26 protein-coding genes are annotated in these 26,194 nt (G+C 66.7%); 18 read left to right on the top strand and 8 right to left on the bottom strand.

Annotation, left to right across the window (positions count from 1 at the left end):
• Positions 1–16 precede the first annotated feature (16 nt).
• Together G6N27_RS14500 and G6N27_RS14495 are read right to left on the bottom strand one after the other, a co-directional pair.
• Positions 17–1,090: a hypothetical protein gene (locus tag G6N27_RS14500; RefSeq protein ID WP_163776955.1), complete on the bottom strand. Its 1,074-nt coding sequence runs from the start codon at positions 1,088–1,090 to the stop codon at positions 17–19.
• A gap of 231 nt (positions 1,091–1,321) precedes the next feature.
• Positions 1,322–2,245, bottom strand: a complete 924-nt coding sequence (locus G6N27_RS14495) for a G1 family glutamic endopeptidase (RefSeq protein WP_163776954.1) — start codon at positions 2,243–2,245, stop codon at positions 1,322–1,324.
• Between the two features lie 334 nt (positions 2,246–2,579).
• On the opposite strand from G6N27_RS14495, the gene G6N27_RS14490 reads away from it, so the two are divergent.
• From G6N27_RS14490 to G6N27_RS14470, 5 genes are all read left to right on the top strand, one after another.
• Positions 2,580–3,419 (top strand): C1 family peptidase, encoded by an 840-nt coding sequence (locus tag G6N27_RS14490; protein ID WP_163776953.1) that lies wholly within the window; start codon positions 2,580–2,582, stop codon positions 3,417–3,419.
• Between the two features lie 82 nt (positions 3,420–3,501).
• Entirely contained in the window at positions 3,502–6,108 is a 2,607-nt protein-coding gene (locus G6N27_RS14485) for a helix-turn-helix transcriptional regulator (RefSeq protein WP_372513017.1), read from the top strand.
• A gap of 86 nt (positions 6,109–6,194) precedes the next feature.
• Positions 6,195–7,460, top strand: a complete 1,266-nt coding sequence (locus tag G6N27_RS14480) for an aspartate kinase (RefSeq protein ID WP_163776952.1) — start codon at positions 6,195–6,197, stop codon at positions 7,458–7,460.
• Positions 7,461–7,462: 2 nt separating this feature from the next.
• Positions 7,463–8,497: an aspartate-semialdehyde dehydrogenase gene (locus G6N27_RS14475; protein WP_163776951.1), complete on the top strand. Its 1,035-nt coding sequence runs from the start codon at positions 7,463–7,465 to the stop codon at positions 8,495–8,497.
• A gap of 91 nt (positions 8,498–8,588) precedes the next feature.
• Positions 8,589–9,641 (top strand): DUF4185 domain-containing protein, encoded by a 1,053-nt coding sequence (locus tag G6N27_RS14470; protein WP_179963398.1) that lies wholly within the window; start codon positions 8,589–8,591, stop codon positions 9,639–9,641.
• A gap of 3 nt (positions 9,642–9,644) precedes the next feature.
• Here G6N27_RS14470 and G6N27_RS14465 read toward each other — a convergent pair whose 3' ends face one another.
• The gene (locus tag G6N27_RS14465; RefSeq protein ID WP_163776950.1) at positions 9,645–9,887 is read right to left on the bottom strand and encodes a hypothetical protein; all 243 of its coding nucleotides are present in this window, start codon (positions 9,885–9,887) and stop codon (positions 9,645–9,647) included.
• Positions 9,888–10,177: 290 nt separating this feature from the next.
• Between G6N27_RS14465 and G6N27_RS14460 the strand changes: the two genes are divergently transcribed.
• Positions 10,178–11,584 (top strand): serine hydrolase domain-containing protein, encoded by a 1,407-nt coding sequence (locus G6N27_RS14460; RefSeq protein ID WP_232065090.1) that lies wholly within the window; start codon positions 10,178–10,180, stop codon positions 11,582–11,584.
• A gap of 54 nt (positions 11,585–11,638) precedes the next feature.
• On the opposite strand, the gene G6N27_RS14455 is transcribed toward G6N27_RS14460, so the two are convergent.
• Both G6N27_RS14455 and G6N27_RS25520 read right to left on the bottom strand, forming a co-directional pair.
• On the bottom strand, positions 11,639–12,493 hold the full coding sequence (locus G6N27_RS14455) for a mycofactocin-coupled SDR family oxidoreductase (protein ID WP_163776949.1): 855 nt from the start codon (positions 12,491–12,493) through the stop codon (positions 11,639–11,641).
• 78 nt (positions 12,494–12,571) lie between these two features.
• Entirely contained in the window at positions 12,572–12,694 is a 123-nt protein-coding gene (locus tag G6N27_RS25520; RefSeq protein ID WP_264072855.1) for a hypothetical protein, read from the bottom strand.
• A gap of 241 nt (positions 12,695–12,935) precedes the next feature.
• Here G6N27_RS25520 and G6N27_RS14450 point away from each other — a divergent pair, with 241 nt between their 5' ends.
• From G6N27_RS14450 to egtE, 9 genes are all read left to right on the top strand, one after another.
• Positions 12,936–13,307, top strand: coding sequence for a hypothetical protein (locus G6N27_RS14450; RefSeq protein WP_163776948.1), 372 nt, complete (start codon positions 12,936–12,938; stop codon positions 13,305–13,307).
• A 168-nt stretch (positions 13,308–13,475) separates the two neighbouring features.
• Positions 13,476–13,652 (top strand): hypothetical protein, encoded by a 177-nt coding sequence (locus tag G6N27_RS14445; protein ID WP_163776947.1) that lies wholly within the window; start codon positions 13,476–13,478, stop codon positions 13,650–13,652.
• A gap of 63 nt (positions 13,653–13,715) precedes the next feature.
• A complete protein-coding gene (locus G6N27_RS14440; protein WP_163776946.1) occupies positions 13,716–14,108 on the top strand; it encodes a hypothetical protein in 393 nt (130 codons plus the stop codon).
• A gap of 4 nt (positions 14,109–14,112) precedes the next feature.
• Positions 14,113–14,757, top strand: coding sequence for a sensor domain-containing protein (locus G6N27_RS14435; RefSeq protein WP_163776945.1), 645 nt, complete (start codon positions 14,113–14,115; stop codon positions 14,755–14,757).
• A 124-nt stretch (positions 14,758–14,881) separates the two neighbouring features.
• Positions 14,882–16,159: an ergothioneine biosynthesis glutamate--cysteine ligase EgtA gene (egtA, locus tag G6N27_RS14430; protein ID WP_163776944.1), complete on the top strand. Its 1,278-nt coding sequence runs from the start codon at positions 14,882–14,884 to the stop codon at positions 16,157–16,159.
• Positions 16,156–17,451 (top strand): ergothioneine biosynthesis protein EgtB, encoded by a 1,296-nt coding sequence (egtB, locus tag G6N27_RS14425; RefSeq protein WP_163776943.1) that lies wholly within the window; start codon positions 16,156–16,158, stop codon positions 17,449–17,451. Before egtA ends, egtB begins: the two co-directional genes overlap by 4 nt.
• Positions 17,451–18,149: an ergothioneine biosynthesis protein EgtC gene (gene egtC / locus G6N27_RS14420; protein ID WP_163776942.1), complete on the top strand. Its 699-nt coding sequence runs from the start codon at positions 17,451–17,453 to the stop codon at positions 18,147–18,149. Before egtB ends, egtC begins: the two co-directional genes overlap by 1 nt.
• A complete protein-coding gene (gene egtD, locus G6N27_RS14415) occupies positions 18,149–19,114 on the top strand; it encodes an L-histidine N(alpha)-methyltransferase (protein WP_163776941.1) in 966 nt (321 codons plus the stop codon). Before egtC ends, egtD begins: the two co-directional genes overlap by 1 nt.
• Entirely contained in the window at positions 19,111–20,247 is a 1,137-nt protein-coding gene (gene egtE, locus G6N27_RS14410; RefSeq protein WP_163776940.1) for an ergothioneine biosynthesis PLP-dependent enzyme EgtE, read from the top strand. Before egtD ends, egtE begins: the two co-directional genes overlap by 4 nt.
• Here egtE and G6N27_RS14405 read toward each other — a convergent pair.
• Entirely contained in the window at positions 20,244–20,924 is a 681-nt protein-coding gene (locus G6N27_RS14405) for an SAM-dependent methyltransferase (RefSeq protein ID WP_163776939.1), read from the bottom strand. The two genes, egtE and G6N27_RS14405, sit on opposite strands and share 4 nt — an antisense overlap.
• A gap of 10 nt (positions 20,925–20,934) precedes the next feature.
• A complete protein-coding gene (locus G6N27_RS14400) occupies positions 20,935–22,413 on the bottom strand; it encodes a glutamate--cysteine ligase family protein (RefSeq protein ID WP_163776938.1) in 1,479 nt (492 codons plus the stop codon).
• A 168-nt stretch (positions 22,414–22,581) separates the two neighbouring features.
• Here G6N27_RS14400 and G6N27_RS14395 point away from each other — a divergent pair, with 168 nt between their 5' ends.
• Both G6N27_RS14395 and glpK read left to right on the top strand, forming a co-directional pair.
• Positions 22,582–23,274, top strand: coding sequence for a hypothetical protein (locus tag G6N27_RS14395; protein ID WP_163776937.1), 693 nt, complete (start codon positions 22,582–22,584; stop codon positions 23,272–23,274).
• Between the two features lie 104 nt (positions 23,275–23,378).
• The gene (gene glpK / locus G6N27_RS14390) at positions 23,379–24,845 is read left to right on the top strand and encodes a glycerol kinase GlpK (protein ID WP_232065088.1); all 1,467 of its coding nucleotides are present in this window, start codon (positions 23,379–23,381) and stop codon (positions 24,843–24,845) included.
• 48 nt (positions 24,846–24,893) lie between these two features.
• Here the strand turns inward: glpK and G6N27_RS14385 are convergent, their stop codons facing one another.
• On the bottom strand, positions 24,894–25,637 hold the full coding sequence (locus G6N27_RS14385) for a PadR family transcriptional regulator (RefSeq protein WP_163776935.1): 744 nt from the start codon (positions 25,635–25,637) through the stop codon (positions 24,894–24,896).
• Between the two features lie 137 nt (positions 25,638–25,774).
• Here G6N27_RS14385 and G6N27_RS14380 point away from each other — a divergent pair, with 137 nt between their 5' ends.
• Positions 25,775–26,170 carry a hypothetical protein gene (locus G6N27_RS14380; RefSeq protein ID WP_232064583.1) on the top strand — a complete coding sequence of 132 codons (396 nt, stop codon included), beginning with the start codon at positions 25,775–25,777 and terminating at the stop codon, positions 26,168–26,170.
• The last annotated feature ends 24 nt before the right edge of the window (positions 26,171–26,194 follow it).

Below are 26,194 nucleotides of genomic sequence, written 5' to 3'. Positions count from 1 at the left end.
GACTCGTCGTTCCGGCTCAGCTTACGTTGGCGATGACCGCCCAGGTGCCGATCGCCGACCCGATCGAGGTCCAGTAGCCGTATCGCTTGTAAATCTGGTTGGCCCAGCGCCGTTGGGCATCGAGGTCGCCGAGGTCCGACGACACCTGCGGGTCGCTGGCGTTGCGGATCGAGCACCAGAGTGGCGGGCTGGGCAGCTGCGACAGGGCGAGCGGCAGGGTGGCGTCGTCCATCTCCTCGGTCCGGGCGTCGGGGTAGTTGCGCACGATGCCGAAGGAGTCGGCGGTGTCGGCGAAGCCGAAATAGTCGACGGTTTCCACGCCGCCGGCCGCTGCGCCGAAGCTCAGCACCGGGGGACGGGAGGCCACCGGCCGCAAGTGCCCGGCGTTCGGTGCCGTCAGCGCACCGAAGCTCGACGCATGGCCGTCGGCGTGGATTGCGGCTCCAGTGAAGAGCTGCTGAGCCCACGGCTTGGATTTGAAATCCCTGGCGCAGTTGAACTTGGCATTGGTGACGACGAAGACATCGCCGAGCTGGGTGGCGGCGCCGATGCCGCCGGCGGTTCCGGTGGTGATAACCAGGTGTGGCCGTGCCTCGGCGACGATCTGCTGCCAGAACGCCACGATCGGCGCCGAAATCCCGTCGGTGGCAAGGTGTAGCTCCGACTTGATCAACAACACATTGACGTTGCCGATCTTGGTCGTCGCGACGTAGCCCAGGCAGCCGGCCTGCCGAGCCGGCGAGCGACCGGTCAACTGCGGTTCATAAGCACTCCAGTGGTGAGCGTAGGGCTTCCAGGACATGCTCGGAATCCCAGGCGTCAGCACGTCGGCCAAGGCCTGACCCTCGGCCACCGTCCACGTCACGACGACGACATCCGCAAGGGGCAACGGCTGATCGGCTGGGCGGTCGTAGGCGACGCCGTGCGGAGCGAGTCCGTCTGGCCACGGAATCGGTGCCAGCGCCTCATGTGGCGCGCGGTAGATGATCCGCTCCAGTGCGTAGTCGTTGACCGGGAACGTTCTGCCCAAGGTGGCGCTTCCGGGTGGGCCGTCTGCAGCGGCCGTGTTGTGGTGTGTGGCGCTCGACATGTCGGTACTTCTTTCTAGGTCGGTGTCCCGAAGTCGGGGTTTACGTTGTGCTGTCCGAGGCTGAGCGTCCCCGTTCGATGTGCGCCGGGGCACGCGTAGAGCGCTACTCAAACTCGGCTCCGGCATTTGGGGTTCGGCAAGTAGCGGCGCTGGCGTGAGGGGTGCGTGCGGTGCCCGGGCCAGGAGTCACGCCGCCGGGTTTCGGCGGCGTGATCCTTGAGGGTCGGCGGGTCAGGGAGCCGAGCCCGCGTATTGGCATTCGACGACCGTGGGCGTTATCAGTGCACCCGTTGACAGCGTCTTGCCGTTCTGTACCAGGTTGATGTTGTTGCCAGTGCCACCGTTGACCAACGAGCCATTCGTCAGGCTTGCTTCGCAGACCGAGAAGAAGACCTCGCCGTAGTCCGGCATCGAAGTGACCGAGCCGTTCACCGTGGGCGTCTCGACAACCCACTCCGCGCTGTTCCCCGCGAGGGTCGTCCCCGACGGAGCCGTGATCTGGTAGGACGTCGAGGCGCCACTACTGTGGTTGCCGAAATAGACCGTCGCGGTGGTGGATCCGGCGCCCTGGGCGGTGCAGATCAGCACGGAGACCAGATCGCCCGGGTTGATCGGCAGATTCGTGATCTCAACCCAGCTCGACGGGTACCACTCGTGCCACGGATAAATGGTTCGCGTGATCGAACTGCCGCTCTGGTAGACGGCGCAGGCCATGCCGGCCTGACATACGTCGCCCGAACCATCGCCGTCGATGCCGATCCAGTTCACGCAGTATTGCCATTCGTTCTGCGCCGTGGGGTACACGTTGGGCACCACCCAGTCGCCCTCGATCCATTTGAACGACTGGCCACTCGGCGCATACACGATGCCGCCCGACCAATTGCCGGACGTTTCGGTGCCGGCGCCGTTCTTTGCCGCCCTGTTGGGGTGTGTCGACTTGGTCGGATCCACCCGGAATGTGGGCTCGATGTAGTGGAACTTGTCTTTCGTCTGTGTGAAGAAACGCGTGTAGCGCTCCAGTAGATGCGGGTCGGTGGGTCGGGGCGGTAGTCCGGCTTGCGCCAGGCTTTTCGCCGAGGCGGTAAGCGGGTCGAGTTCGGGCGCAGGGCTGAAGGTCTTGATCTTGACCTTCTTGTCCAGATTGATGGTTGCCATTTCGATACTCCTATCCTGTTTCGTGTTCTGCTACAGCATCTTTGGTCGACGACCGCCGGGTTGGCGGACCGCCGCGTCCGGTGGCCAGGTGCTTTCCTTCGTCGCCTTAACTCATCGGCCGTCTTGGTGCGGACAACGCTGCTCGGGCCGGCGAACGAAGGCACGCGTAGCGCCCTACTCGTTGTTGGGCCGGGAAAACGCCGGTACCTGTCGACCGCGTACTACTCGTGGCGATGTCCCCGACCGGCCCAGAAGTCGGGTAGTCGGGTACGCAAGCCGCTGGGTAGCCGATGTTTTTACGGTCAATGGATCATCACAACAATAGGAGGATGCAATGACCGTTCTACGAGAGGCTCGTCCCATCAAAACTGTTGAGCAGGAGCAGGATTGGAGCCATGTGCGCGGCTATGGCTGGCGGCCGCAGCTGCCGGACGCCCGGGACAGGATGTATGCGCCGAGGCTCACGAGCCTGCCCCCCGAGCACGACCTGCGGCCGTCGATGCCGCCGGTCTACGACCAGGGCCAGCTCGGCTCATGCACCGGTAACGCGATCGCCGGCGCGATGGAGTACGAGCGGGACCGTCAGGGGTTGCCCGATTTCGTGCCGTCTCGGTTGTTCGTCTACTACAACGAACGTGCGCTGGAAGGCACGGTGTCCAGCGACTCGGGCGCGGTCATCAGGGACGGCATCAAGGTCGTGAACACCGAAGGGGTGTGCCCGGAGACCCTGTGGCCCTACGACACCGGGATGTTCGCGGTGAAGCCGCCGCGGCGCTGCTACGTCGCCGCGACGAAAGATAAAGCGGTTCAATACGAGTCGATCCAATCGCTGGGCGACCTCAAAGACGCGATCGCGTCGAATCTGTCGGTCGTGTTCGGTTTCACCGTGTACGAGAGTTTCGAATCCCAGGCCGTCGCGCGCACCGGCGTGATGCCGCTGCCCAAGGCGGGTGAGTCCGTTGTCGGCGGCCACGCAGTCCTTGCCGTCGGCTATTCGGATCCCGAGCGCCACGTCATCGTTCGCAACTCGTGGGGCCAGTCGTGGGGTGACCACGGCTACTTCTACATGCCCTACCAGTACCTGACCGGGTCCAAGGCGAGCGCCGACAGCTCACCGATCAGCCACGCGCACTTGGCCAGTGACTTCTGGGCGATCCAGGCGGTGTCGTCGTGACCGGCGACCCTGCGGCGCACCGCTTGTGACGAGGACCGCTATTCCGGACTCGATGTCCGGAATAGCGGTATCATCGCTGGTCGTGGACACTCGGTCCTGGCCGATCGTGCGCCGGGAAGACGAATTCGGCACTATTCGCTCGGCTCTGGCCGGGACGCAGGACTTCGCCGGAATCGTGCTGTTCGGGGACGCCGGGGTGGGCAAGACCACCTTGGCGCGGGCGGTCACCCAGTCGCTGCCGACGCCGGTGCACTGGGTGGCGGGGACCGAGTCGGCCCGGTCGATTCCGTTGGGCGTCTTCGCGCATCTGGTCGGCCCGGCGGCGTCGCGGGATCCGATCGCCGGGTTGGCCGCTGCGCGCGAAACAATCCGCAGCGCCGAGCATTCGATCATCGGCGTCGACGACGCGCACCTGCTCGACCACCTCTCGGCGACGCTGGTGCACCAGCTGGCGCTGGAAGGATCCGTGCGAATCGTGGCGGCGGTCCGCGACGGGGAAACCGTTCCCGATGCGATCACATCGTTGTGGAAGGACGGGTACCTCAAACGGCTGAGGCTGACACCGTTCAGCAAGACGCAGTGCCTGGCCCTCGTCGAGGAGGCGCTCGGCGGTCGGCTGGAGGGCCTGTCCGGCGATTTGATGTGGACGGCATCGTGCGGCAACGCACTGTACATCCGGCATCTCGTCGAGGGTGCGCTGGAAGCGGGCACCCTTCGGCAGGTGCGCGGTGTCTGGCAGCTGCGCGGGCGCACCGCGGTGACGTCCGAGCTCGCCTCGCTGCTCGACGCGCGTATCGAGCAGCTGCCCGAGGACGAGGCGCACACCCTGCAGCTACTGGCCTTCGCGGAACCGCTGTCCCTGGACACCCTGTCGACCCTGGTCGGGCCCGACACCGTCGAGGGCGTCGAGCGGCGCGGCTTGATCCGCGTCGTGGAGGACTCGCACACACTGGACGTCCGATTCACCCATCCCCTCTACGGCGAAGTGATTCGGCGTGGACTCGGCCGCGCTGCCACCCGTCGCCTCAAGGGCGAACTCTTCTCCGCGATGCATCAGCAGCCGGTTCACGCACCGGCACAACGCATTCGGCTGGCGGAATTGGCCCTGGACAGCGACTCGACCGCCGACAGCGAGCTGTTCGCCGCCGCCGCGCACGACGCCATCGCACTGACGAACATCACCCTGGGTGAACGCCTCGCGCGCGCCTCGGTGGAGCGCGGCGGCGGGCTGGTGGCCAGCGAACTGCTGGCGCGGTCACTGCTGTGGCAGGGCCGGGCGGCCGAGGCGGAAGACGTCCTGAACGCGTTCGACCCGGACAGCATGAACGAGCTGGAGCTGGTGCGCTGGGGCATGGCGCGAATCGCGAACCTGCACTGGTCGATGGGCGACGCCGCACGGGCTGACGAAGTGCTGCACCTGCTGCAGCGACGAGTCAGCCACCCGGCGCTGCGGCTTGTCGTCGAGGGGGTCGCGTCGGCGACCCGGGCCTTTGAGAACCTGCTCGACGAGGCCGCGGTCGCGTCGCAGCGAGTGCTGGACGACGCGACGGCATCACCGTGGGCGCTCATCTGGGCGGTGTTCGGCGGGACGCTGGCGGCGGCGCTGGCCGGCCGGGTGGACGATGCGGCAGCGATCGTCGAACGCGGGCGCCAGATCGAGAACGAGCTCGACAGCCTGCTGCGCTACCCCACGATGTTCGGCGAGATTCGCGCGTTGACACTGGCCGGGGAGTTCGACGACGCCGAGGCACGCTCCGGGCACATCGGCCAGATCTCCTCGCCCGGTCAGTACCTCGCCTGGGGCATGTCCAACATCCTGTTGGGCGCCGTGGAAGTCGCCCGGGGCCGATTCGATCTGGCCGCGCCCCGGATGGAGGAAACCGTCGCGGCGTTGGCGGCGGAGTCCGCGGCGTCGTGGAGCTTCCCGGCCGCGATGCTGCTGGCGCAATCCCATTGCGTACTGGGCAATGTCGACGCCGCAGCGAAGACGGTCAACGAACTGCGCGGCAAGGTCGGCCGCCACGTGGCGGTGTTCGAACCGCAGTTCCGCCTCGTCGAGGCGTGGCTCGCCGCCGCAGAAGGCCACGTCAGCGGGGCGATATCGCGTGCCCTGGAAGCAGCCGACCTGGCCCGGGATTCGGGCCAACGGGCCGTGGAGATGGTCGCCCTGCATGACGCGGCCCGATTCGGCGACCTCACCTCGCTGCAGCGTCTGGTCGACATCGCGCACACCATCGGCGGGCGGCTGGCCGCGCCGCTGGCCACCTACGGGGCCGCCCTGCTTTCGTCTGATGCCGATGAATTGTGTTCGGCTGCAGAGCAATTCGAATCGATTGGGGCGCTGCTGTCGGCCGCGGACGCGGCCGCCCAAGCAGCGGCGTTGTTCCGGGCGGCCGACGATCGCCGCCATGCCCAAGACTGCGCCGCCACCGCGGACCGGCTCGCGGCGGCCTGCGGCGGTGTGCACACACCGGCCCTGGAGATGGCGTCGCAGCCGTTGCCGTTGAGCCCCCGCGAGCGTGAGATCGCCAGCTTCGTCTCGCAGGGGCTGAGCAACCGTGACATCGCGGACCGGCTGGTCGTCTCGACCCGCACCGTGGAAGGCCACATCTACCGGGCCTGCATCAAGCTCGACGTCACCGATCGCGAGGGACTGGCGCTGGTCATCCGCCGGGGCCGCGGCGACTAAGACGGCGGTGAACGCCCGACGCCGGCGCAAGTATTCTGTTTGTCGACTATTACTCACCAGTACCCTCCTGACCTGAAAGAGCAACAGTGGCGCTCGTCGTGCAGAAGTACGGCGGATCCTCGGTGGCCGACGCCGAGCGGATCCGCCGGGTCGCCGAACGCATCGTCGCCGCCAAGAAGCAGGGCAACGACGTGGTCGTCGTGGTCTCGGCGATGGGCGACACCACCGACAACCTGCTCGATCTGGCCCAGCAGGTCTGCCCGGCGCCGCCGGCCCGCGAACTGGACATGCTGTTGACCGCCGGCGAGCGGATCTCCAACGCGCTGGTCGCGATGGCCATCGAATCGCTGGGTGCGCAGGCGCGCTCCTTCACCGGATCTCAGGCCGGCGTCATCACGACAGGCGCGCATGGCAAGGCCAAGATCATCGACGTCACCCCGACCCGACTGCAGTCCGCGCTCGACGAGGGGCGGATCGTCCTGGTGGCTGGATTCCAGGGGGTCAGCCAGGACACCCGCGACGTCACCACGCTGGGCCGCGGCGGCTCGGACACCACCGCGGTGGCGCTGGCCGCCGCCCTGAAAGCCGACGTCTGCGAGATCTACACCGACGTGGATGGGATCTTCAGCGCCGACCCGCGGATCGTGCCCAACGCCCGCCGCCTGGACACGGTCACTTTCGAGGAGATGCTCGAGATGGCCGCCTGCGGCGCCAAGGTGCTGATGCTGCGCTGCGTGGAGTACGCCCGCCGCTACAACATTCCGGTTCACGTCCGTTCGTCGTACTCGGACAAGCCGGGCACCCTCGTCACCGGATCGATTGAGGACATACCCATGGAAGAGCCCATTCTGACCGGCGTCGCACACGACCGCAGCGAGGCCAAGGTGACGGTGGTCGGCATCCCCGACTATCCGGGCTACGCCGCCAAGGTGTTTCGCGCGGTCGCCGACGCCGACGTCAACATCGACATGGTGTTGCAGAACGTCTCCAAGGTCGAGAACGGCAAGACCGACATCACCTTCACCTGCCCCCGTGACAGCGGGCCGGCCGCGGTGGAGAAGCTGGATTCGCTCAAAGACGAAATCGGGTTCAGCCAAGTGCTTTACGACGACCACATCGGCAAGGTGTCGCTGATCGGCGCCGGGATGCGCAGCCACCCCGGGGTCACCGCCACCTTCTGCGAGGCGCTGGCCGAAGTCGGCGTCAACATCGACCTGATCTCCACGTCGGAGATCCGGATATCGGTGCTGTGCCGCGACACCGAACTAGACAAGGCCGTTGTCGCGTTACACGAAGCATTCGGCCTCGGCGGTGCCGAGGAGGCCACGGTGTACGCGGGGACGGGACGTTAGAGATGGTTGCCATTGGCGTAGTGGGCGCCACCGGCCAGGTGGGCCAGGTGATGCGAAGGCTGCTCGACGAGCGTGACTTCCCGGCAAGCAGCGTGCGGTTCTTCGCGTCGTCTCGCTCGCAGGGCCGCAAGCTGCCGTTCCGTGGCCAGGAGATCGAGGTCGAGGACGCCGAGACGGCCGACCCGACCGGCCTGGACATCGCGTTGTTCTCCGCCGGTGGGGCGATGTCGCGGGTGCAGGCGCCGCGGTTCGCCGCGGCGGGTGTGACGGTGATCGACAACTCGTCGGCCTGGCGCAAGGACCCCGACGTGCCGCTGGTGGTGTCCGAGGTGAACTTCGCGCGCGACGCACACCGGCGTCCCAAGGGCATCATCGCCAACCCGAACTGCACGACGATGGCCGCGATGCCGGTGCTCAAGGTGCTGCACGACGAGGCTCAGCTGGTGCGCCTGATTGTGTCGAGCTACCAGGCCGTGTCCGGCACCGGGCTGGCCGGCGTTGCCGAGCTCGCCGAGCAGGCCCGCGCCGTCATCGACGACGCCGAACAGCTGGTGCATGACGGCAGCGCGGTGACCTTCCCGGAGCCGAAGGCCTACGTCGCGCCGATCGCGTTCAACGTCGTACCGCTGGCCGGAAAGCTGGTCGACGACGACTCCGGTGAGACCGACGAGGACCAGAAGCTGCGCTCCGAAAGCCGCAAGATTCTGGGCATTCCGGACTTGCTGGTCAGCGGTACCTGTGTGCGGGTTCCGGTGTTCACCGGTCACTCGCTGTCGATCAACGCCGAGTTCGCCCAACCGCTGTCGCCGCAGCGAGCTCGCGAAATTCTTTCTCGTGCACCGGGAGTCACGGTGGTCGATGTCCCGACGCCACTGGCAGCCGCCGGCGTCGACGATTCCCTGGTGGGGCGGATTCGCCGCGACCCGGGCGTGCCGGACGGGCGGGGTCTGGCATTGTTCGTCTCGGGCGACAACCTGCGCAAAGGCGCGGCGTTGAACACTATTCAGATTGCCGAGCTCCTCGCCGCCGAGCTCTGACTCGCGGGTGAACCTGGCGCGATCGTCGCTGATCGCCGTCCTGCTTGTCTGCCAAGGGGTCTCGTTCGCGCACGCCGACCCGCCCGCGCCGATGCCTCAGCCGGTGCTGCCACCGCTGGCGCCCGGCGAGGTGATCCGGATCGGCCCGACCGCCGGAACCGGCACACCCACCGGCGAATACGGCATCGGGGCCACCGACCTGTGCGTGTTCATCGAATTTCCGACCCAGGTCGAACAGGTCTGCGGCGACAGCTTTGCTGGCCAGGGCGTCGGCTTCGGTGGCTACTATTCGCCGATCGCGTTACGGGTCGACACGTCGTCGGTCGACGACCCGGACGGCGTGAAATATACCGGGGTCACCGGCGTCACCGAGCCGCTGCTGGCCGACCCGACGCCGCCGGGCGATTCGCAGCTACCGGCCGGTGTCGTACAGATCAACCGGCAGAACTACTTGCTGGTGACCACCACCAAAGACCTGGTGCCACAGAGCTCACGTCTGGTCAAAGCCGAACCGACACATGGTCTTTGGCAGACCGTCCCGGGGTCGGTTCGCGACGGCGGTTACGCGGACGGGCAGCAGTCGCAGGTCAGCGGCTACTACGACCCGATACCGACACCCGAGTCGCAGACCGGCTGGGTTTACATCGTCGCCGACAACTTCGACCGCAGCCAGCCGGCGGTGCTCTACCGGGTCGCGCCGCACAATTTCGGCGACCGCTCCCGGTGGCAAGGCTGGGCGTCGGGACCCGGCGGGGGCTGGGGTAGGACGCCAACACCGTTGTGGGGCGACACGATTGGTGAGATCAGCTTCACCCAGATCGATGGCAAGTCGGTGTTGTCGTATTTCAATTCCAGCACCGGCAACATGGAAGTGCGGGTGGCTGACGACCCGACCTCGCTGGGCAGCGCACCGGTCACCACGGTCGTCCAGCACGACGAGTGGCCCGAACCCGCCGAAAGCCTGCCGTCGCCGCACGACAACCGACTGGCCCAGCCGTACGGCGGCTACATTTCGCCGGGTTCGACGCTGGACGAGCTGCGGGTGTTCGTCAGCCAGTGGCACAACAGTGACCCGCAGGCGCGGGCTCCGTACCGGGTGATCCAATTCGCGGTCAACCCGTTCAAACCTTGGTCGGAGCCGTAGCGGCTATGTCGATACGGCCTTGAGTTCTGCTCGGGCCTGGTCGATTTGGTCGTAGGCGTGCATCACAATCTCGGCGATGGTCATCGTCTCCCCCTTGCGGGCCAACGATTCGTAGGTCGGGTCGCCGAGGACGTCACGCAGGTGGCTGATGGTCGTGGTGATCTCGGGAAAGCCCGCCGTGCTGAGGGGATCGACGGCGAAACCCGCGATGACCGCCGCCGGGTCGTAGCGTCCGAGCCGGTCCAACAGCGCGGTGAGGACGGTCGGGGGGACATCGCAAGAATCCGTGCCGAACAGCGAGCTGTGCGGCCGCCGATTGGCGCACGCTGGCCGGCTAGTGGTGACACGATGTTGGCGTGAGCGATGCTCATGACGGCAGGCGGACTACGAGCACGGGGCCATCGCTGCGAAAGGCAGTTGCTGTTGCAATTGTCTCGCTTACTCTCGCGGCGGTCGCCTCGTGCGGCGGTGCAGCGCGCACAGCCCTGAAGGACAGCCCGCAGGCAATGCCGGTGCCAGTTGCGGTACCTGCGCCGATGCCGGCGCCCGCAGCGGTGCCCCCGCCTGCGCCACCGGCGCCCAATGCGGCTGCCGCACCGGATTTCGTAACGGTCTCCAAGCTGATGAACGATGCGATTGCGGCACGGACGGTGCCAGGTGGCGTGGTGGCGATCGGCCATGGCGGCAATGTCGATTTCCAACAGGCGTACGGCTTGCGCAAGCTTGCCGGCGAATCGGGGCTGGATGGATCGCCTGCGCCCGCGGAGCCGATGACCGAGGACACGATTTTCGACATCGCATCGTTGACGAAGCCGCTCGCAACCGCGACCGCGGTCATGCAGCTTTACGAACAAGGCAAGGTTGTATTCGACGACCCCGTGCAGACGTATTTGCCTGACTTCAACACGGGCAACGATCCACAACGTGCAATGGTGACGGTTCGCATGTTGCTGACGCACACTTCAGGCGAACCGGAAGACGTACGCCTCGACGATCCATGGGGACTGGGCGGAGCCGACAAGCGAGAAGGCATTTTCCGTGCCCTCACGATGCCGCTGCAGTCGGAGCCCGGCGAGGTTTTCAACTACGCCGACATCAACTTCATTCTGCTTGGCGCGCTGATCGAGAAAGTCACTGGCGAGCCGGAAGATGTTTACGTTCAACAGAATGTCTTTGCGCCGCTTGGTATGGAAGAAACCCGCTATCTTCCCCCGGCTAAAGCATGTGGCCCACATGTGCTGCGGGGAGCTGCGATTGGCTGGGCCCCCGCGCCACTAGGGGGCATGTCAGGGGATTGTCCTGCGGGCACGTGGAGCACGAGTCTGTTGTCGCGCATCGCACCGACGACACATGACGACGAAAGCAGGAACGATCCAGGCAAGAATCCCGATTTCGATTTCTTGCTTCGGGGCGTTGTGTTTGACCCGTCGACGCGCCGCATGGGTGGGGTGGCCGGGCATGCCGGTGTGTTCTCGACGGTGCACGACGTCAGCATCTATGCGCAGGCGCTGCTTGATCGGCTGGCGGGCCGCCCGAGCAAGTTTCCGCTGAAGCAGGCAACGCTGGAGTTGATGACGACTCCTGAGCAGCCCGGACATACCGCTGGGCAAATTGAGGCAGCCAACAACGCCGCCCAAGAAGCCATCGCGAAAACACCGAACACATACGATCCGCTACTCGCCCCGCACTATCCGGCGATCAGGGGACAAAACCTACGTGGCTTCGGCTGGGATATCGACACCGCCTATTCCGGTACGCGAGGCATGATCTTTCCTATCGGCAGCTTCGGCCACACCGGCTTTACCGGAACCTCGCTGTGGATGGACCCACGCTCGGATACCTACGTCGTTTTGCTCACGAGCGCGATCGATCCGCGAGAGGATCCGCCAATCGCGTACTTGCGAGGTGATGTGGCTACGGCGGCAGCCCTCGCCCTCCGATGAGCTCCCAAGGCCCAGTTAACAACCGACGCAGATTACGGCGCATTGGAGGCGCAATTACTTGAGGCAGCTGCCCGCATCGATCGGCAGTGTGACACCGGTGATGTAGCGGGATTCGTCCGACGCGAGGAAGAGCACCGCGTTGCTGATGTCGTGCGCCTCCACCCATGGGATCGGCAGCGTGTGGAACGTCTGGCAGAACGGGGCCAAATCGTCGGGGCCGGGATTCATCAGGTCGGGACGGACCAGCTTGTACAGTCCCTCGTTTAACACCATCGGAGTGTTCACGAACGTGGGGTGCACCGAGTTGACGCGGATCATGTGCTGGCCGAGTTCGACCGCGAACGCCCGCATGAGGCCAACGACACCATGTTTGGAGGCCACGTAATGACCAAGATGGAGATTGCTGTAGGCCTTGAACCCGTTGACCGAGCTCGTCAGCACGATCGAACCCCCGCGGCCGCCCGCCAAGATGTGCGGCACAGCGGCTTTCACGGTCTTCCACACGCCCGACAGGTTCACATCGATGATGTCCTGCCAGTCTTTTTCGCTGACTTTGTCGAGTGTGTCGCCGTCATCGCTGCCGGCGTTGCTGATACCGGCATTGGCCACGATGACATCCAGTCGGCCCAGCTGCTGCACCCCGCTGTCCACTGCGGCTTTGACGGCGTCGTAGTCACGTACGTCGATTTCGGCTGTGACAATGCGTCGGTTGTGGCCTCGCACCATATCCGCGGTCTCGGCCAAGTTCTCCGGCGTAGCCGGCGGGTTCAAGAATCCCTCGATCGGCTGGCAGATGTCGATGGCAATAATGTCGGCACCCTCTTGGGCCAAACGCACCGCATGCGCTCGGCCTTGACCGCGGGCCGCCCCAGTGATGAACGCGACCTTGCCTTCGACCCGCCCAGCCATAGTCAACTCGATTCTCTTCTGCTACAGCCAGGTTGATGGCACGGTGGCATTGCCGGCTGGATTCGCGTTGTCATCCGTCTACTTCGCGTCAGCATTCAGTTCCGCTCGGGCCCGCTCGATCTGGTCGACTCCGCTCAATAGAGCGGCCGTCGACTCGGCCAGCAGGATCTGCCGCCGCGGAACCGCGTGATCAGCGGACACTCACGCAGAATTCCACAACTAACACGGTCTTCTCTGGTACATCAGCGGAATCCATCCTTGATAGCAGCGTCCCGAAGCACCGATCTCGCACAACTGTTTGCCACATCACCAGCCGCTGACCCAGGCATCGGCGATCGTTATTTCAGACGGTCCGGCTACAGGCCGATCGCAGCCCCGTTCATAGCCGTTTCATAAGTTGTACCCAGCGGAATCTAGCTGCGGGGGTCGGATCATCTCAGGTATGAGCGAAACACCAGAAACCCCAACCACACCGACCACGGTTGCCACAGAGCCGGCGACCGTGGCGGTCAAACCGTACTGGCTCTACCGATTCGCGGCCTGGGTCGTGATCGTGGCGGGCATCGTGTTCATCGTCACGACTGTCTTCTTCGCCGGCTTCAAGATCGCGCACATCGGCCAGCACCACCATTGCCATCACCACGGTATGCACGGGCAGCACTTCATGGGACCGGGTGGCCCAGGCGGCCCGGGCGGGCCGGGAGGCCCGCATCACCACGGTGAAGGTGCCGCCTTACACGGTGGTTTCGGCGGTCCCGGACCGTCACACCTGCCGGAGTCCGTCACTCCGTCGCCGGCACCGGCGAGCCCGTAAGCTGTTCTGAGGCAGCGCATTTCACCAAAGCGTAAGCCGCGGAACGGTATTACCACCATCAGCCCGGCGTCTCGAGGGGGGCGCCGGGCTTCCGCTCGTGGGTATCGGGTCAGTGCGCCCGCGACGGACCCCTCGCGGTCGGTGCCGACCTGAGGCATTATGCGAGGTATGAGCGAGACTCACGAGCCGTCGACCCCGACGTCGCCGGGCACGCCGCCACCCGTCGTCGCACCGGCACCTAATTCCGAGCGGCTCTACCAGGCAGCCGCCTGGGTGGCGATCATCGCCGGCATCACGCTCATTCTGGTGGTCCTGCTGAAGTTCGCCTGGGTGTTCTGGTCCTAGTCGGCCGGCGACTCGCGAGCGCATTTGGTTGATGGCCGGCGTGCGCCTCGGCATGATCAAGTCATGACCCAAGCACCCGAACCCCCGTTGCCTCCCGGCCCGCCACCTCCGCCGCCACGGCCAACGGCACATCACACCAGGCTCTACCAGGTTGCGGCGTGGGTCGTGATCGTCGCCGGAATCGTGTTCGTGATCGCGGTCGTCTTCTTCTCCGGCGCCATGCTCGCCGGCGAAGGTCGTCATTTTGGCAATCACCACCATCACGGCATGTTCGGTCCGGATGGTCCGGGCGGACCCGACGGTCCGCCCGGCTGGCCGGGGCCGTGGGGTCCGCCGGGTGGTCCGGGATGGCCGGGGCCGTGGGGTCCCGGGATGGGCCCCGGTGGTCCGGGTGGTCACGGGGGTCACGGTGATCACGGCGGGCCGGAAGAGCCGCCACCACCGCCGAGCCCGTAGTCCGGTGCATAGTCGGATCGGCGCGGGGGTCATCGGCGCCGTGGTGGCCGTTTTCGTCGCTCCGCCGGCGGCGGCCCAGCCATCGGACCCCGGCGTGGTGAGCTACGCGGTGCAGGCCAAGGGATCGGTGGGCAACATCGTCGGCGGGCCGATGCGCGAGGAGTCGACGTTCGCCCAGCCCGCGCAGAACTACTTCGTCGACAATCCGGTCTGCAACAACTGGGCCGACATCGGGTTGCCGGAGGTCTACAACGATCCCGACCTGGCGTCGTTCAACGGCGCGAGTTCGCAGACGTCGCCGACCGACCAGACGCACTTCGTCAAGCAAGCGGTCGGCGTCTTCGCCACTCCGCAGGCCGCCGGCGCCGCGTTTCACCGCGTCGTCGACCGCACCGTGGGCTGCTCCGGGCAGACGACCGCCATGCACCTGGACACCGGGGCGACGCAGGTGTGGACATTCGACGGCGGCCCCGCGGGCGCCGCCGACGCCGCGTGGACCAAGCAGGAGGCCGGGACCGACCGCCGATGTTTCACCCAGACCCGTCTGCGGGAAAACGTGCTGCTGCAAGCCAAAGTCTGTCAGTCCGGCAACGGTGGTCCGGCGGTGAATGTGCTGGCCGGTGCCATGCAGAACGCACTGGGGCAATAGACACTCGGGACCTTCGGGAATATGTCGGTGCCGTCTGGAAGATGGAACGTTGTGACTATCGTTGGGTAGCCGTGCGCAATCACCAGGCGGCTAACCGACGGTCCGACCTCGAAGGGATCGGAATATGGCGTTTGCCGTCGCGTCGCAGTCGGATTCCGCGTGTCTGGCGGACGGCGAACTCACCAGCGCATCGGCCGCAGCACAGAGCATCAGCGAGCACTGCCTGTCCGACGGCCCGGTCGGCCGGGTCGGGCTGGAGATCGAAGCGCATTGCTACGACCCCCGTGATCCGCTCCGCCGACCGGCGTGGAACGAGATCTCCGACGTCCTGGCATCGCTTCCGCCGATGCCGGGCGGCAGCGTCGTCACCGTCGAACCCGGCGGCGCGGTCGAGCTCTCCGGGCCGCCGGCGTCCGGCGTCACGTCGGCGATCACCGCGATCACCGACGACCAGGTCGTCCTCCGCAGCGCCTTCGCGGAAGCCGGCCTCGGTCTGGTGTTGCTGGGTGCTGATCCGCTGCGACCGGCCAAGCGGATCAACCCGGGCGACCGGTATCAGGCCATGGAACAGTTCTTCAGAGCCAGCAACACCGGCGTCGCCGGTGCGGCGATGATGACGTCGACCGCGTCGGTTCAGGTCAACCTCGACGCCGGGCCGCGCGCAGGATGGATCGACCGAGTCCGGCTGGCGCACGCCCTGGGGCCGACCATGGTGGCGATCGCAGCCAATTCGCCGTTGCTGAGCGGAAACTTCTCCGGCTGGCGTTCGACGCGCCAACGGGTCTGGAGCCAACTCGACTCGGCCCGGTGCGGGCCGGTGCTGACCGCGAGCGGCGAGGATCCCGGAATCGACTGGGCCCGCTACGCGCTCAAGGCGCCGGTGATGCTGGTCAACAACCCTGAGGCGGTCCCGGTCACGCGCCGCGTCCCGTTTGCCGACTGGGCCGACGGCCGCGAGTTGCTCGGCGGTCGGCCGCCCACCCGCCGCGACCTCGACTACCACCTGACCACGCTGTTCCCGCCGGTCCGGCCACGGCAGTGGCTGGAGATCCGCTACCTGGACAGCGTCCCCAACGCGATCTGGCCCGCGGTGGTCTTCACCTTGGTGACGCTGCTCGACGACCCGGTCGCCGCCGCGCTCGCAGCCGAAGCCGTCGAACCGGTCGCCACCGCATGGGATGCCGCAGCCCGGATCGGGCTCGACGATCCGCGGATCCGCTCGGCGGCCAACCGCTGCGTGGCCATCGCCGCCGAGCGGGCGCCGAAAGCCCTCGCCGAGGCGATGCAGCGACTTGTCGACGCGGTGGCGCAGGGTCGCTGTCCCGCCGACGACGTTGCCGACCTGGTGGTCGAGAACGGCATCGCGGCCACGGTGAGCCAGTTGGCGCTAGGGGAGCCGTGACGTCACGCGAGACGCTGGTCAGAGATCTGCACCGGGCGCGAGAGCGAACCCTGCGACTGGTGGATTTCGACGACGCCGAATTGCACCGCCAGTACGACCCGCTGATGAGTCCGCTGGTCTGGGACCTGGCGCACATCGGTCAGCAGGAAGAACTGTGGCTGTTGCGCGGCGGCGACCCGGACCGCCCGGGGATTCTGGACGGCGCCGTCGAGAGCCTCTATGACGCGTTTGTGCACTCCCGCGCCAGCCGCGCCGACCTGCCGCTGCTGTCGCCGGAGCAGGCGCGAACCTACTGCCGGACCGTGCGGTCGGCCGCGCTGGACGCGCTGGACACGCTGCCGGACAAACCGGACCGCAACTTCGTCTACGGGTTGGTGGTCAGCCACGAGAACCAGCACGACGAGACGATGCTGCAGGCGCTGAATCTGCGCAACGGCCCAGCGTTGCTGCCGGACATCCGCATGCTGCCGACGGGTCGGGCGGCCCTGGCCGGCACGTCGGTTCTGGTGCCCGGCGGCCCGTTCGTCCTGGGCGTCGACCCGACCGACGAGCCGTTCTCGTTGGACAACGAGCGCCCGGCGCATGTCGTCGATGTCCCCGCGTTCCGCATCGGGCGGGTCCCGGTCACCAACGGCGAATGGCGGCAGTTCATCGACGACGGCGGCTACGCCCGGCCGCGGTGGTGGTCGGCCCGGGGCTGGGAGCACCGCCGACGCGAGGACCTGACCGCGCCGCAGTTCTGGCACGCCGACGGGCAGACCCGCACCCGTTTCGGCCACACCGAGGACATCCCCGCCGACGAGCCGGTCCAGCACGTCAGCTACTTCGAGGCCGAGGCCTATGCGGCGTGGGCCGGCGCGCGGCTACCCACCGAACGCGAATGGGAGAAGGCGTGCGCGTGGGACCCGCAGCTACATGCCCGGCGCCGCTATCCATGGGGAGCCGACCAGCCGTCGTCGGGGCGGGCCAATCTCGGCGGGGACGCGCTGCGGCCCGCGCCGGTCGGTGCCTACCCGCAGGGTGCGTCAGCCTACGGCGTTGAGCAGATGCTCGGCGACGTCTGGGAATGGACCAGCTCGGAGCTGGAGCCGTGGCCGGGCTTCGCGCCGATGATCTACCAGCGCTACTCCCAGCCGTTCTTCGGCGGCGACTACCGGGTGCTGCGCGGCGGCTCGTGGGCAGTGGAATCGGCCATCCTTCGGCCCAGTTTCCGCAACTGGGACCACCCGTATCGGCGGCAGATCTTCTCCGGTGTCCGGTTGGCGTGGTCCGTCGACGAGGGCCGCCGCTGATGTGCCGACACCTCGGCTGGTTGGGTCGCGAAACCTCGGCTTCCGCATTGGTGCTCGACCCGCCGCACGGTCTTCGGGTGCAGTCGTACGCCCCGCGCCGGCAGAAGCACGGGTTGATGAACGCCGACGGTTGGGGCGTCGGATTCTTCGACGGCGCCACCCCCCGGCGATGGCGCAGCGCCTCGCCGCTATGGGGGGACGTCTCCTTCGAGTCCGTGGCACCGGCGCTGCGCAGCCACTGCGTGGTGGCCGCGGTGCGCTCGGCGACGGTCGGAATGCCGATCGAGGCCAGCGCGACTGCGCCGTTCACCGACGGGCAATGGCTGCTGTCGCACAACGGTGTCGTCGACCGCGACGCGCTGCCGTCCGTTTCAGCAGCCGAATCGATTTGCGACAGTGCGCTTCTCGCTGCGCTGATCTTCGACCGCGGACTCGACGCTCTGGGCGAGACGATCGTCGAAGTCGGAGCCGAGGATCCCGACGCCCGGCTGAACATCATGGCCGCCAACGGATCCCGGCTACTTGCGACCACTTGGGGTGACACCCTGTCGATACTGCGCCGCGATGACGGCGTGGTGCTGGCCAGCGAGCCCTACGACGACCAGCCCGGTTGGCAGGACGTCCCCGACCGTCATCTCGTCGAAGTGACCGCCGAACACGTCACGTTGACCGAACTGAATTCAACGAAGGGACATTGATGACACTGACGTTGTCGAACCACCTGGCCGCCGACTCGGCGTACGAGGCGCTGTGCCGCGATGTGCGCGACGGTCTGACGAGCTCGCCGAAGTCATTGCCGCCCAAGTGGTTCTACGATTCGGTCGGCAGCGAGCTGTTCGACCAGATCACCCGGCTGCCCGAGTACTATCCGACCCGCGCCGAAGCGGAGATCCTGCGCGAGCGGTCCGCGGAGATCGCCGCCGTCACCGGCGCCGACACTCTGGTCGAACTGGGCAGCGGCACCTCGGAAAAGACCAGGCTGTTGCTGGATGCGTTGCGGCAGGCCGGTTCGCTGCGCAGGTTCGTGCCGTTCGACGTCGACGAGAGCATCTTGTCGCAGGCCGCAGTCGCTATTCAGGATGAGTATCCCGGCATCGAAATAGCCGCTGTCTGCGGTGATTTCGAGAAGCACCTGGCCGAGATCCCGGGCGGCGGACGGCGGCTGTTCGTGTTCCTGGGCTCGACGATCGGCAACCTGGAGCCCGGCGTGCGGGCGGAGTTTCTCGCGGCGTTGGCATCGGCGCTCCGGCCGGGCGACAGCCTGCTGCTCGGCACCGACCTGGTCAAGGACGTCGGCAGGCTGGTGCGGGCGTATGACGACGCCGCCGGAGTCACGGCGCAGTTCAACCGCAACGTCCTGGCGGTCGTCAACCGTGAACTTGACGCCGACTTCGACGTCGACGCCTTCCGGCACGTCGCCATCTGGAACAGCGACGAAGAACGCATGGAGATGTCGCTGCAGGTCGACGAGGCTCAGAAGGTTTACATCAGGGCGTTGGACCTGGCCGTCGAATTCGCCGCCGGTGAACAGATGCTGACCGAGGTGTCCTGCAAGTTCCGGGCCGAGAAGGTGGCCGCCGAACTGGCGCAGGCCGGGCTGCGCGACAGCCGGTGGTGGACCGACGCCGCGGGCGACTTCGGGTTGTCGTTGTCGGTCAAATGACCGCAAGCCTGGCTGCGGCCTGGCGGGCCGCCAGGCCGCAGGTCGCCGGGCTACACCTGGACAGCGCGGCGTGTTCGCGGCAGAGCATCGCTGCGCAGGAGGCCGCGGCGCGGCACGCCCGGCACGAGGCCGAGGTCGGCGGATATGTCGCTGCGGAAGCGGCCACACCTGCCCTCGACGCCGGACGCGCCGCCGTCGCCGCGCTCGCCGGGATGCCCGACGCCGAGGTGGTGTTCACCACTGGATCGCAGCACGCCCTGGAACTGCTGCTGTCCAGTTGGCCGTCCGGCGAGCGAACGCTGGCCTGCCTGCCCGGTGAATACGGGCCGAACCTGGCGCGGATGGCCGCGCATGGCTTCACCCACCGGACGCTGCCGACTGATAGTCGTGGCCGAGTCGCGGTCGACGAGGCGGCGGCCGCTTTGAAGGCCGACCCGCCGGACCTGGTGCACCTGACGCCGGTGGCCAGCCATCGCGGGCTGGTGCAGCCGTTGGCCGAAATCGCAACCCTCTGTGCCGAATTGGGACTGCCGCTCGTCGTCGACGCGGCTCAGGCGCTCGGGCAGGTGGACTGCGCGGCCGGCGGCTTCGACGCGATCTATGCGTCGTCGCGAAAATGGTTGGCCGGCCCGCGGGGCGTTGGTGTTCTCGCGGTGCGCCCGAGCCTTGTGCAGCGGCTGCAACCGCGACTGCCGCCGCCGGAGTGGGCGGGATCGCTGTCGGTGGCCGAGCGACTCGAACTCGGCGAAGCGAATATCGCTGCACGCGTGGGGTTTTCGGTTGCTGTCGGCGAATACATCGCGGCGGGCCCGGCTGCGATACGCGCTCAGCTGGCGGAGCTCGGTCGCCGCAGCCGGACTGTCCTCGCCGATGTGCCGGGCTGGCGGGTGGTCGAGCCGGTCGACGAACCGAGCGCCATCACCACGCTCGCGCCAACCGACGGCGCCGACCCGCGGAAAGTCCGCGATTGGCTGATCGCAGAACGCCGCATCGTGACGACATCGGCCGGCATCGAGCGGGCTCCGCTGGAGTTGACCGGGCCGGTGCTGCGCATTTCGCCGCACGTCGACACCACGGCCGAAGATCTGACGGTCTTCGCCGCGGCGCTGGCCGACGCGACCGACGCGGTCTAGCCGGCCTTGTGCGCGCTGAGCAGATAGGCCGGCAGCTTCATCCGACCCTTCTCGTCACGGTCGTGTTCCGGCATCGGAACGTCTGAATCTGCTGGCGCCGGCGGGATGAAGGCATGAATGAAGGCCGGGCGGATCTCGTCGACCTGCCAGTGCTTGCTCACCGCGGTGCGTAACTCGTCCTCGTCGACCTCGTTGGGCTTCTGCTCCCATTCGGCGGGAAACGCGCCCTTGGCGAACACCAGCACGAAATAGCCGGCACCGTCGGCGGCCGCGCGGTGCACCGTGCGCAGGTAGTCGTCCCGGCCTTCGATCGGCAGCGAGTGGAACAGCGTGCTGTCGACGATTGTGTTGAAGCGGCCGTCGTGACCGCCGAACGTGGTGATGTCGGCCTGCTCGTAGGTGGCGTTGCTCAGCCCGCGGTCCGCGGCCGCCTTGGTGGCGGCCGCGATCGCGGTGGGCGTGAGGTCGACGCCGTGCACGGTGTAGCCGTCGGCGGCCAGGGCAAGCGATAGTTCGGCGTAACCACAGCCGGCGTCCAGCACGTCGCTGCGGAACTTCCCTGCTGCGGCCAGCGCGGCCAGCTCGGGCTGCGGCTCACCGATGTTCCACGGCGGCGGGCCATCAAAGCCGGCTTCCTGGCGGTATGCGCCGTCCCAGTCCATCACTTCATTTGCCATGTGCTCCAACCTACTCCGGCACTTCCCAACCGTGGACGGGCTCGTTGCTGTGCATGTGGCCGCAGTACCGCCGGAGCATCTCGGCCAGCGCCGCGGGCCGGGTCAGACCGCGTTTTTCCAACGCCCGCACGGTAGAGACCTGCCACTCCGCGCCGTTGCGGCCGGCGCGGGCACGGCCTTCGATCACGCCGAGCAATCGGTCGCGGACCTCGGCGGCGACGCCCCAGCGGTCCAGCCCCGCATACGCCATCGGCAGCAGTTCGTCGATCACCAAGGCCTCGGTGCTCACGGTGCCCAGGCCGGGCCAATAGAGGTGTGCTCGCATGCCATGGCGCGCGGACTCGATGAAATTGCGTTGCGCGGCAGCGAACTCCATTTTCGTCCAGACCGGGCGGTCGTCTTCAGACAGCGTGCGCAGCATGCCGTAGTAGAACGCCGAGTTGGCCAGCATGTCGATCACCGTCGGACCGGCCGGCAGTACGCGGTTCTCCACCCGCAGATGCGGCTTGCCGGCGACGACGTCGTACACCGGCCGGTTCCACCGGTACACCGTGCCATTGTGCAGGCGCAGCTCGGCGAGGTGCGGTGTACGGTCTGCCGCAAGCTCGGCGGCGGGGTCCTCGTCGGACACCTCCGGAAGCAACGACGGAAAGTACCGCACGTTCTCTTCGAAGAGGTCGAAAATCGATGTGATCCAACGCTCGCCGAACCACACCCGCGGCCGCACGCCCTGGGTGATCAACTCGTCTGGCCGGGTGTCCGTGGACTGCGCGAACAACTCGATGCGGGTTTCGGCCCACAGCTGATGGCCGAAGAAGAACGGCGAGTTGGCGCCGAGCGCCAGCTGCGGACCGGCCAGCACCTGCGCGGCGTTCCAGTTGGCGGCGAAATCGTCGGGTGACACCTGCAGGTGCAACTGCATACTCGTACAAGCGGATTCGGGGGCGATGTCCGCCGAAGTCATCGCCAGCGGCTCGGGCCCGTCGATGTCGATGTGAATGTCTTCGCCGCGCGCGTTGAAGATGGATTCGTTGAGTGCGGCGTATCGGGCCGACTGGCTCATCCAGTCGCTGGCCAGATGTTCGGGCATCAGCGTCGGCAGGATCCCGATCATCACGATGTGGGCGCCGTCGGCATTGGCCTGGCTCTCGGCGGCGTTCAGGCTGGCCCGCACCTCGTCTTCCAACTGCACGCTGGTGTGGCCGCCCAACGCCCGCGGCGGGACGTTGAATTCGATGTTGTACGCGCCTAATTCGGTCTGATAGGCGGGGTCGGCGATAGCGGCCAGCACGTCCTGATTGGCCATCGCCGGCTGGTAATCGTCGTCAACCAGGTTGCATTCGATCTCCATCCCGGTCAGCGGGCGATCGAAATCGAAGCTGGACTGCGCGAGCATCGTCTCGAAGACGTCCAGGCACAGTTGCACCTTGCGCCGGTACTCCTGCCGGTCGACGCGTTCGTAGGTAGTCCGCTTGACGTCTTCGCCCACTACGCCGATGCAACCTCTTCGAGTCCGCCCGCGCAAGAGATTCCCGGCACCAACACCCGGGTGGACTTTGCGTGCCGGCACGGAACGTGGGATTGACGCATCCGCAGCCGTACTGAAACAATCTCAGCCTAGTCTTACGGAATTCACAGCAGAGTCAGGGGATTGCGAATGACAAGCAGCCGCCGCCTCACCGCCGGCCTCGCCCTGGGTTCGCTCCTGGTGTCTCCGCTCATCGCGCTTCTCGCGAGCCCCGTCGCAAACGCCGACGACTTGTCGACTATCGGGCCGTACACGCTCGACGGGTACACCGACACCTTCACCTACGACACGACCACGTCGGGATTCGACAATTTCCTCACCGGGTCCTTCGACTCATATCCGTTCAATGTCGACATCTATTCGGGCGCCCCGGGTTCGGGCGACTCGGAAGTCCTGCTGACGATCCCGTTGCTCGCCCAAATCGGCTATCAGGACGTTGGCGGCACGATCACGCCAATCGACACGTTCAATGCCGCCGACTTCGTCAGCCCGGACATCGGGTTGGGCCACCTCGGCGGCACCCCCGCCCCGGGCGACATCGTGTCCCTGGGACCGTTCACGATCGGCGGCTACGCGGACACGTTCAGCATCAACTCCGGCACGTTCGCGATCGACAACTTCGTCACCGGAACATCCAACTCGTTGCCGTTCGCCCTCGACTTGTTCGCAGGCGCACCGGGTTCAGGTTCGTCGGAGTTGTTGCTCACGGTTCCGTTGCTGTTCCAGGTCGGCCTGGACGATGTCGGTGGCACGCTGACTCCGATCTTCTCCCTCAACCCGGCTGACTTCATCACCCCCGATATCGGTCTCGCCGGTCTCTAACCGGCGACCTCCCGCGTGGTCCATGATTGGACGCAATCGCGGGAGGTAAGCAGTTGGCGGAATTCGTCGCGTCGATCGACCAGGGCACCACCAGCACCCGATGCATGATTTTTGACGGCCACGGGTCTGAGGTGGGCCGCCACCAGTTGGAGCACGAGCAGATCATGCCGCAGGCCGGCTGGGTCGAGCACAACCCGATCGAAATCTGGGAGCGCACCACCGCGGTGCTGATGTCGGCGCTCAACGCAACTGATCTTTCAGCGAAAGACGTTGTCGCACTAGGTATCACCAACCAACGCGAGACGACCCTGGTGTGGGACCGGCACACCGGCCGGCCGTACTACAACGCAATCGTCTGGCAGGACACCCGCACCGACCGCATCGCGTCGGCGCTGGACCGCGACGGCCGCGGCGAGGTGATCCGCGACAAGGCGGGCCTGCCGCCGGCGACGTATTTCTCCGGCGGAAAGCTGCAGTGGATCCTGGACAACGTCGACGGTGTGCGGGCCGCCGCCGAACGTGGCAACGCGGTGTTCGGCACCGCGGACACCTGGCTGCTGTGGAACCTGACCGGCGGACCCCGTGGCGGAGTCCACGTCACCGACGTCACCAACGCCAGCCGGACCATGCTGATGGATCTGGAAACCCTGGACTGGGACGACGAGCTGTTGTCGTTCTTCGGTATCCCGCGGCAGATGCTGCCGTCCATCGCGGCGTCGTCGCCGACTCAGCCCTACGGCATCACGACGCAGGCCGGACCACTCGGTGGCGAGGTGCCGATCACCGGGATCCTCGGCGACCAGCATGCGGCCATGGTCGGCCAGGTCTGCCTGCGACCCGGCGAGGCCAAAAACACTTACGGCACAGGCAATTTCCTGCTGCTGAACACCGGTGAACAGATCGTCAAGTCACGCAACGGCCTGCTGACCACGGTGTGCTACCAGTTCGGCGACGCCAAACCGGTGTACGCCCTTGAAGGTTCGATCGCCGTCACGGGTTCCGCGGTGCAGTGGCTGCGCGACCAGCTCGGCATCATCAGCGGGGCGGCGCAGAGCGAAGCACTGGCCCGCCAGGTCGACGACAACGGCGGGGTGTACTTCGTTCCGGCGTTCTCGGGTTTGTTTGCGCCGTACTGGCGTTCGGATGCCCGCGGCGCGATCGTCGGGCTGTCGCGGTACAACACCAACGCCCATCTGGCGCGCGCGACGTTGGAGTCCATCTGCTATCAGAGCCGTGATGTGGTCGATGCGATGCAGGCCGATTCGGGCGTGCGCCTCGAGGTGCTGAAGGTCGACGGCGGCATCACCGCCAACGACCTGTGCATGCAGATCCAGGCGGACGTGCTGGGCGTCGACGTGGTGCGACCGGTGGTGGCCGAGACGACGGCACTGGGTGCGGCCTACGCCGCGGGCTTGGCGGTCGGCTTCTGGTCGGGCCCCGACGAATTGCGGGCCAACTGGCAGGAAGGACGGCGGTGGACGCCGTCGTGGAGCGACGACGAACGCGCGAGCGGGTACGCGGGTTGGCGAAAAGCGGTGCAGCGCACGCTGGATTGGGTCGACGTGTCCTGACGCAGACGATGGGCCGACGGGTGCCGGCCCCATCGCTGAAGGGTTCGATCAGTCGTCCTCGGCCAGGATCGTGTAGATCTCGCGGCGAGCATTGTTGACGATGTCGAGGATGCGCTGCTGCTGCTCAGCGCTGGCGGCGTGGGCGGACTGCGCCACTGCGCCGAACAGCTGGCCGATCGCGGCGCGCAGGTTCATATGCGCGGGGTCGGCGCCGTCGGTGATCTCGTCCCACGGCGGGGTCTCGACCTTGTCCGCGGCGTCTCTGCCGGCGTCGGTCAACTCGAAGAGCTTCTTGCTGCCTTCGGTTTCGGTGCCGACGATCAATCCCTCGTCGACCAGCAGCTGCAGGGTTGGGTAGACCGAGCCGGGGCTGGGCTTCCACAGGTCCTGGCTGCGCTCGGCAACCTCCTGGATGATCTCGTAGCCATGCATCGGGCGCTCGGCCAGCAGGACCAGGATGGCCGCGCGGACATCGCCGCGGCGACCGCGCCGGCTCTGACCGCCGCGGCGTCCACCGCGCGGGCCCGGTCCGAAGCCTGGGCCGAAACCGCCGGGACCGAAGCCCCTACCGAAGCCGCGCCCGAAACCGGGTCCGAAACCGGGTCCGAACGGACCGTCATGGCCGGCCTCGTGGGCACGGACGTGGTCCCGGAATTCGCGACGGGCTTGCCGGCGCTGTTCGCGTAGTGCGTGGCGCTCGTGCGGACCGAAGCCGAAGTTCACGGGTCCGTGCCCGGCGGCGAAGGGGCCGCCCACATGGGGCCTGCCCGCGTCAAAAAATGGGGTGTTCATGGGTTGTTCTCGTTTCTGGAAAGGCAACGCCGTGTGCGCAGCCGATAGTCTGACGATATATCGGAACCTATCGTTATGCAAGGCTGATCTCTGTCGGCGCGGTTTGCCGCCGTTGTCGCCGGGGTAGCACACGGGTGATGAGCTTTGAAAACAGTGACGTGAAAGTCGATGCGGTTCCAGACCGCCACCTGGAATCCGCCGGGCCCACCGACCCCGATCGAGGCGTTCGATTCCGGTTGTGGGTGAACTGGGCGATGGCCCTGCTCACGGTCGTCGGTGCGGGAGTCGTCATGGTCCTGGCGTTGGGCGCCGTCATGAGCACGGCAGCGTGCAGTGACAAGGCGTGCCCGAACCTCGGGCCGGCGGGACTCAGCTTCGGCGTGCTGTTCTACGGCGCGCCGGTGCTGGCCGCCCTTACGGTCGTGGTCTCGTTCTTCACCGCGAAGCGCCGATGGGGTTTTGCCATTCCGGTGTGGTCGCTGGCGCTGATGATCGCCGATATCGCGATCATTGGCGTCACCGTCGAGCAATAGTCAGCGCGGCGGAAACGCGTTGGG

The sequence above is a fragment of the Mycobacterium cookii genome, from assembly GCF_010727945.1.
Classification (GTDB): Bacteria; Actinomycetota; Actinomycetes; order Mycobacteriales; family Mycobacteriaceae; genus Mycobacterium; species Mycobacterium cookii.
The sequence above is the reverse complement of the archived record's forward strand: the minus strand, read 5'-3'. Positions and strand labels throughout refer to the sequence as shown.

Bases quoted from the DNA above. Each gene is read 5' to 3' on its own strand.
- G6N27_RS14470 (WP_179963398.1), top strand. From the start codon at position 8,589: ATGCCTCAGCCGGTGCTGCCACCGCTGGCGCCCGGCGAGGTGATCCGG.
- G6N27_RS14450 (WP_163776948.1), top strand. From the start codon at position 12,936: ATGAGCGAAACACCAGAAACCCCAACCACACCGACCACGGTTGCCACA.
- G6N27_RS14405 (WP_163776939.1), bottom strand. From the start codon at position 20,924: ATGGCAAATGAAGTGATGGACTGGGACGGCGCATACCGCCAGGAAGCC.
- G6N27_RS14455 (WP_163776949.1), bottom strand. From the start codon at position 12,493: ATGGCTGGGCGGGTCGAAGGCAAGGTCGCGTTCATCACTGGGGCGGCC.
- egtA (WP_163776944.1), top strand. From the start codon at position 14,882: ATGGCGTTTGCCGTCGCGTCGCAGTCGGATTCCGCGTGTCTGGCGGAC.
- G6N27_RS14385 (WP_163776935.1), bottom strand. From the start codon at position 25,637: ATGAACACCCCATTTTTTGACGCGGGCAGGCCCCATGTGGGCGGCCCC.
- egtE (WP_163776940.1), top strand. From the start codon at position 19,111: ATGACCGCAAGCCTGGCTGCGGCCTGGCGGGCCGCCAGGCCGCAGGTC.
- G6N27_RS14395 (WP_163776937.1), top strand. From the start codon at position 22,582: ATGACAAGCAGCCGCCGCCTCACCGCCGGCCTCGCCCTGGGTTCGCTC.
- G6N27_RS14475 (WP_163776951.1), top strand. From the start codon at position 7,463: ATGGTTGCCATTGGCGTAGTGGGCGCCACCGGCCAGGTGGGCCAGGTG.
- G6N27_RS14440 (WP_163776946.1), top strand. From the start codon at position 13,716: ATGACCCAAGCACCCGAACCCCCGTTGCCTCCCGGCCCGCCACCTCCG.
- G6N27_RS14495 (WP_163776954.1), bottom strand. From the start codon at position 2,245: ATGGCAACCATCAATCTGGACAAGAAGGTCAAGATCAAGACCTTCAGC.
- egtD (WP_163776941.1), top strand. From the start codon at position 18,149: ATGACACTGACGTTGTCGAACCACCTGGCCGCCGACTCGGCGTACGAG.
- G6N27_RS14490 (WP_163776953.1), top strand. From the start codon at position 2,580: ATGACCGTTCTACGAGAGGCTCGTCCCATCAAAACTGTTGAGCAGGAG.
- glpK (WP_232065088.1), top strand. From the start codon at position 23,379: ATGATTTTTGACGGCCACGGGTCTGAGGTGGGCCGCCACCAGTTGGAG.
- egtC (WP_163776942.1), top strand. From the start codon at position 17,451: ATGTGCCGACACCTCGGCTGGTTGGGTCGCGAAACCTCGGCTTCCGCA.
- G6N27_RS14460 (WP_232065090.1), top strand. From the start codon at position 10,178: ATGCCGGCGCCCGCAGCGGTGCCCCCGCCTGCGCCACCGGCGCCCAAT.
- G6N27_RS14380 (WP_232064583.1), top strand. From the start codon at position 25,775: ATGAGCTTTGAAAACAGTGACGTGAAAGTCGATGCGGTTCCAGACCGC.
- G6N27_RS14500 (WP_163776955.1), bottom strand. From the start codon at position 1,090: ATGTCGAGCGCCACACACCACAACACGGCCGCTGCAGACGGCCCACCC.
- G6N27_RS14445 (WP_163776947.1), top strand. From the start codon at position 13,476: ATGAGCGAGACTCACGAGCCGTCGACCCCGACGTCGCCGGGCACGCCG.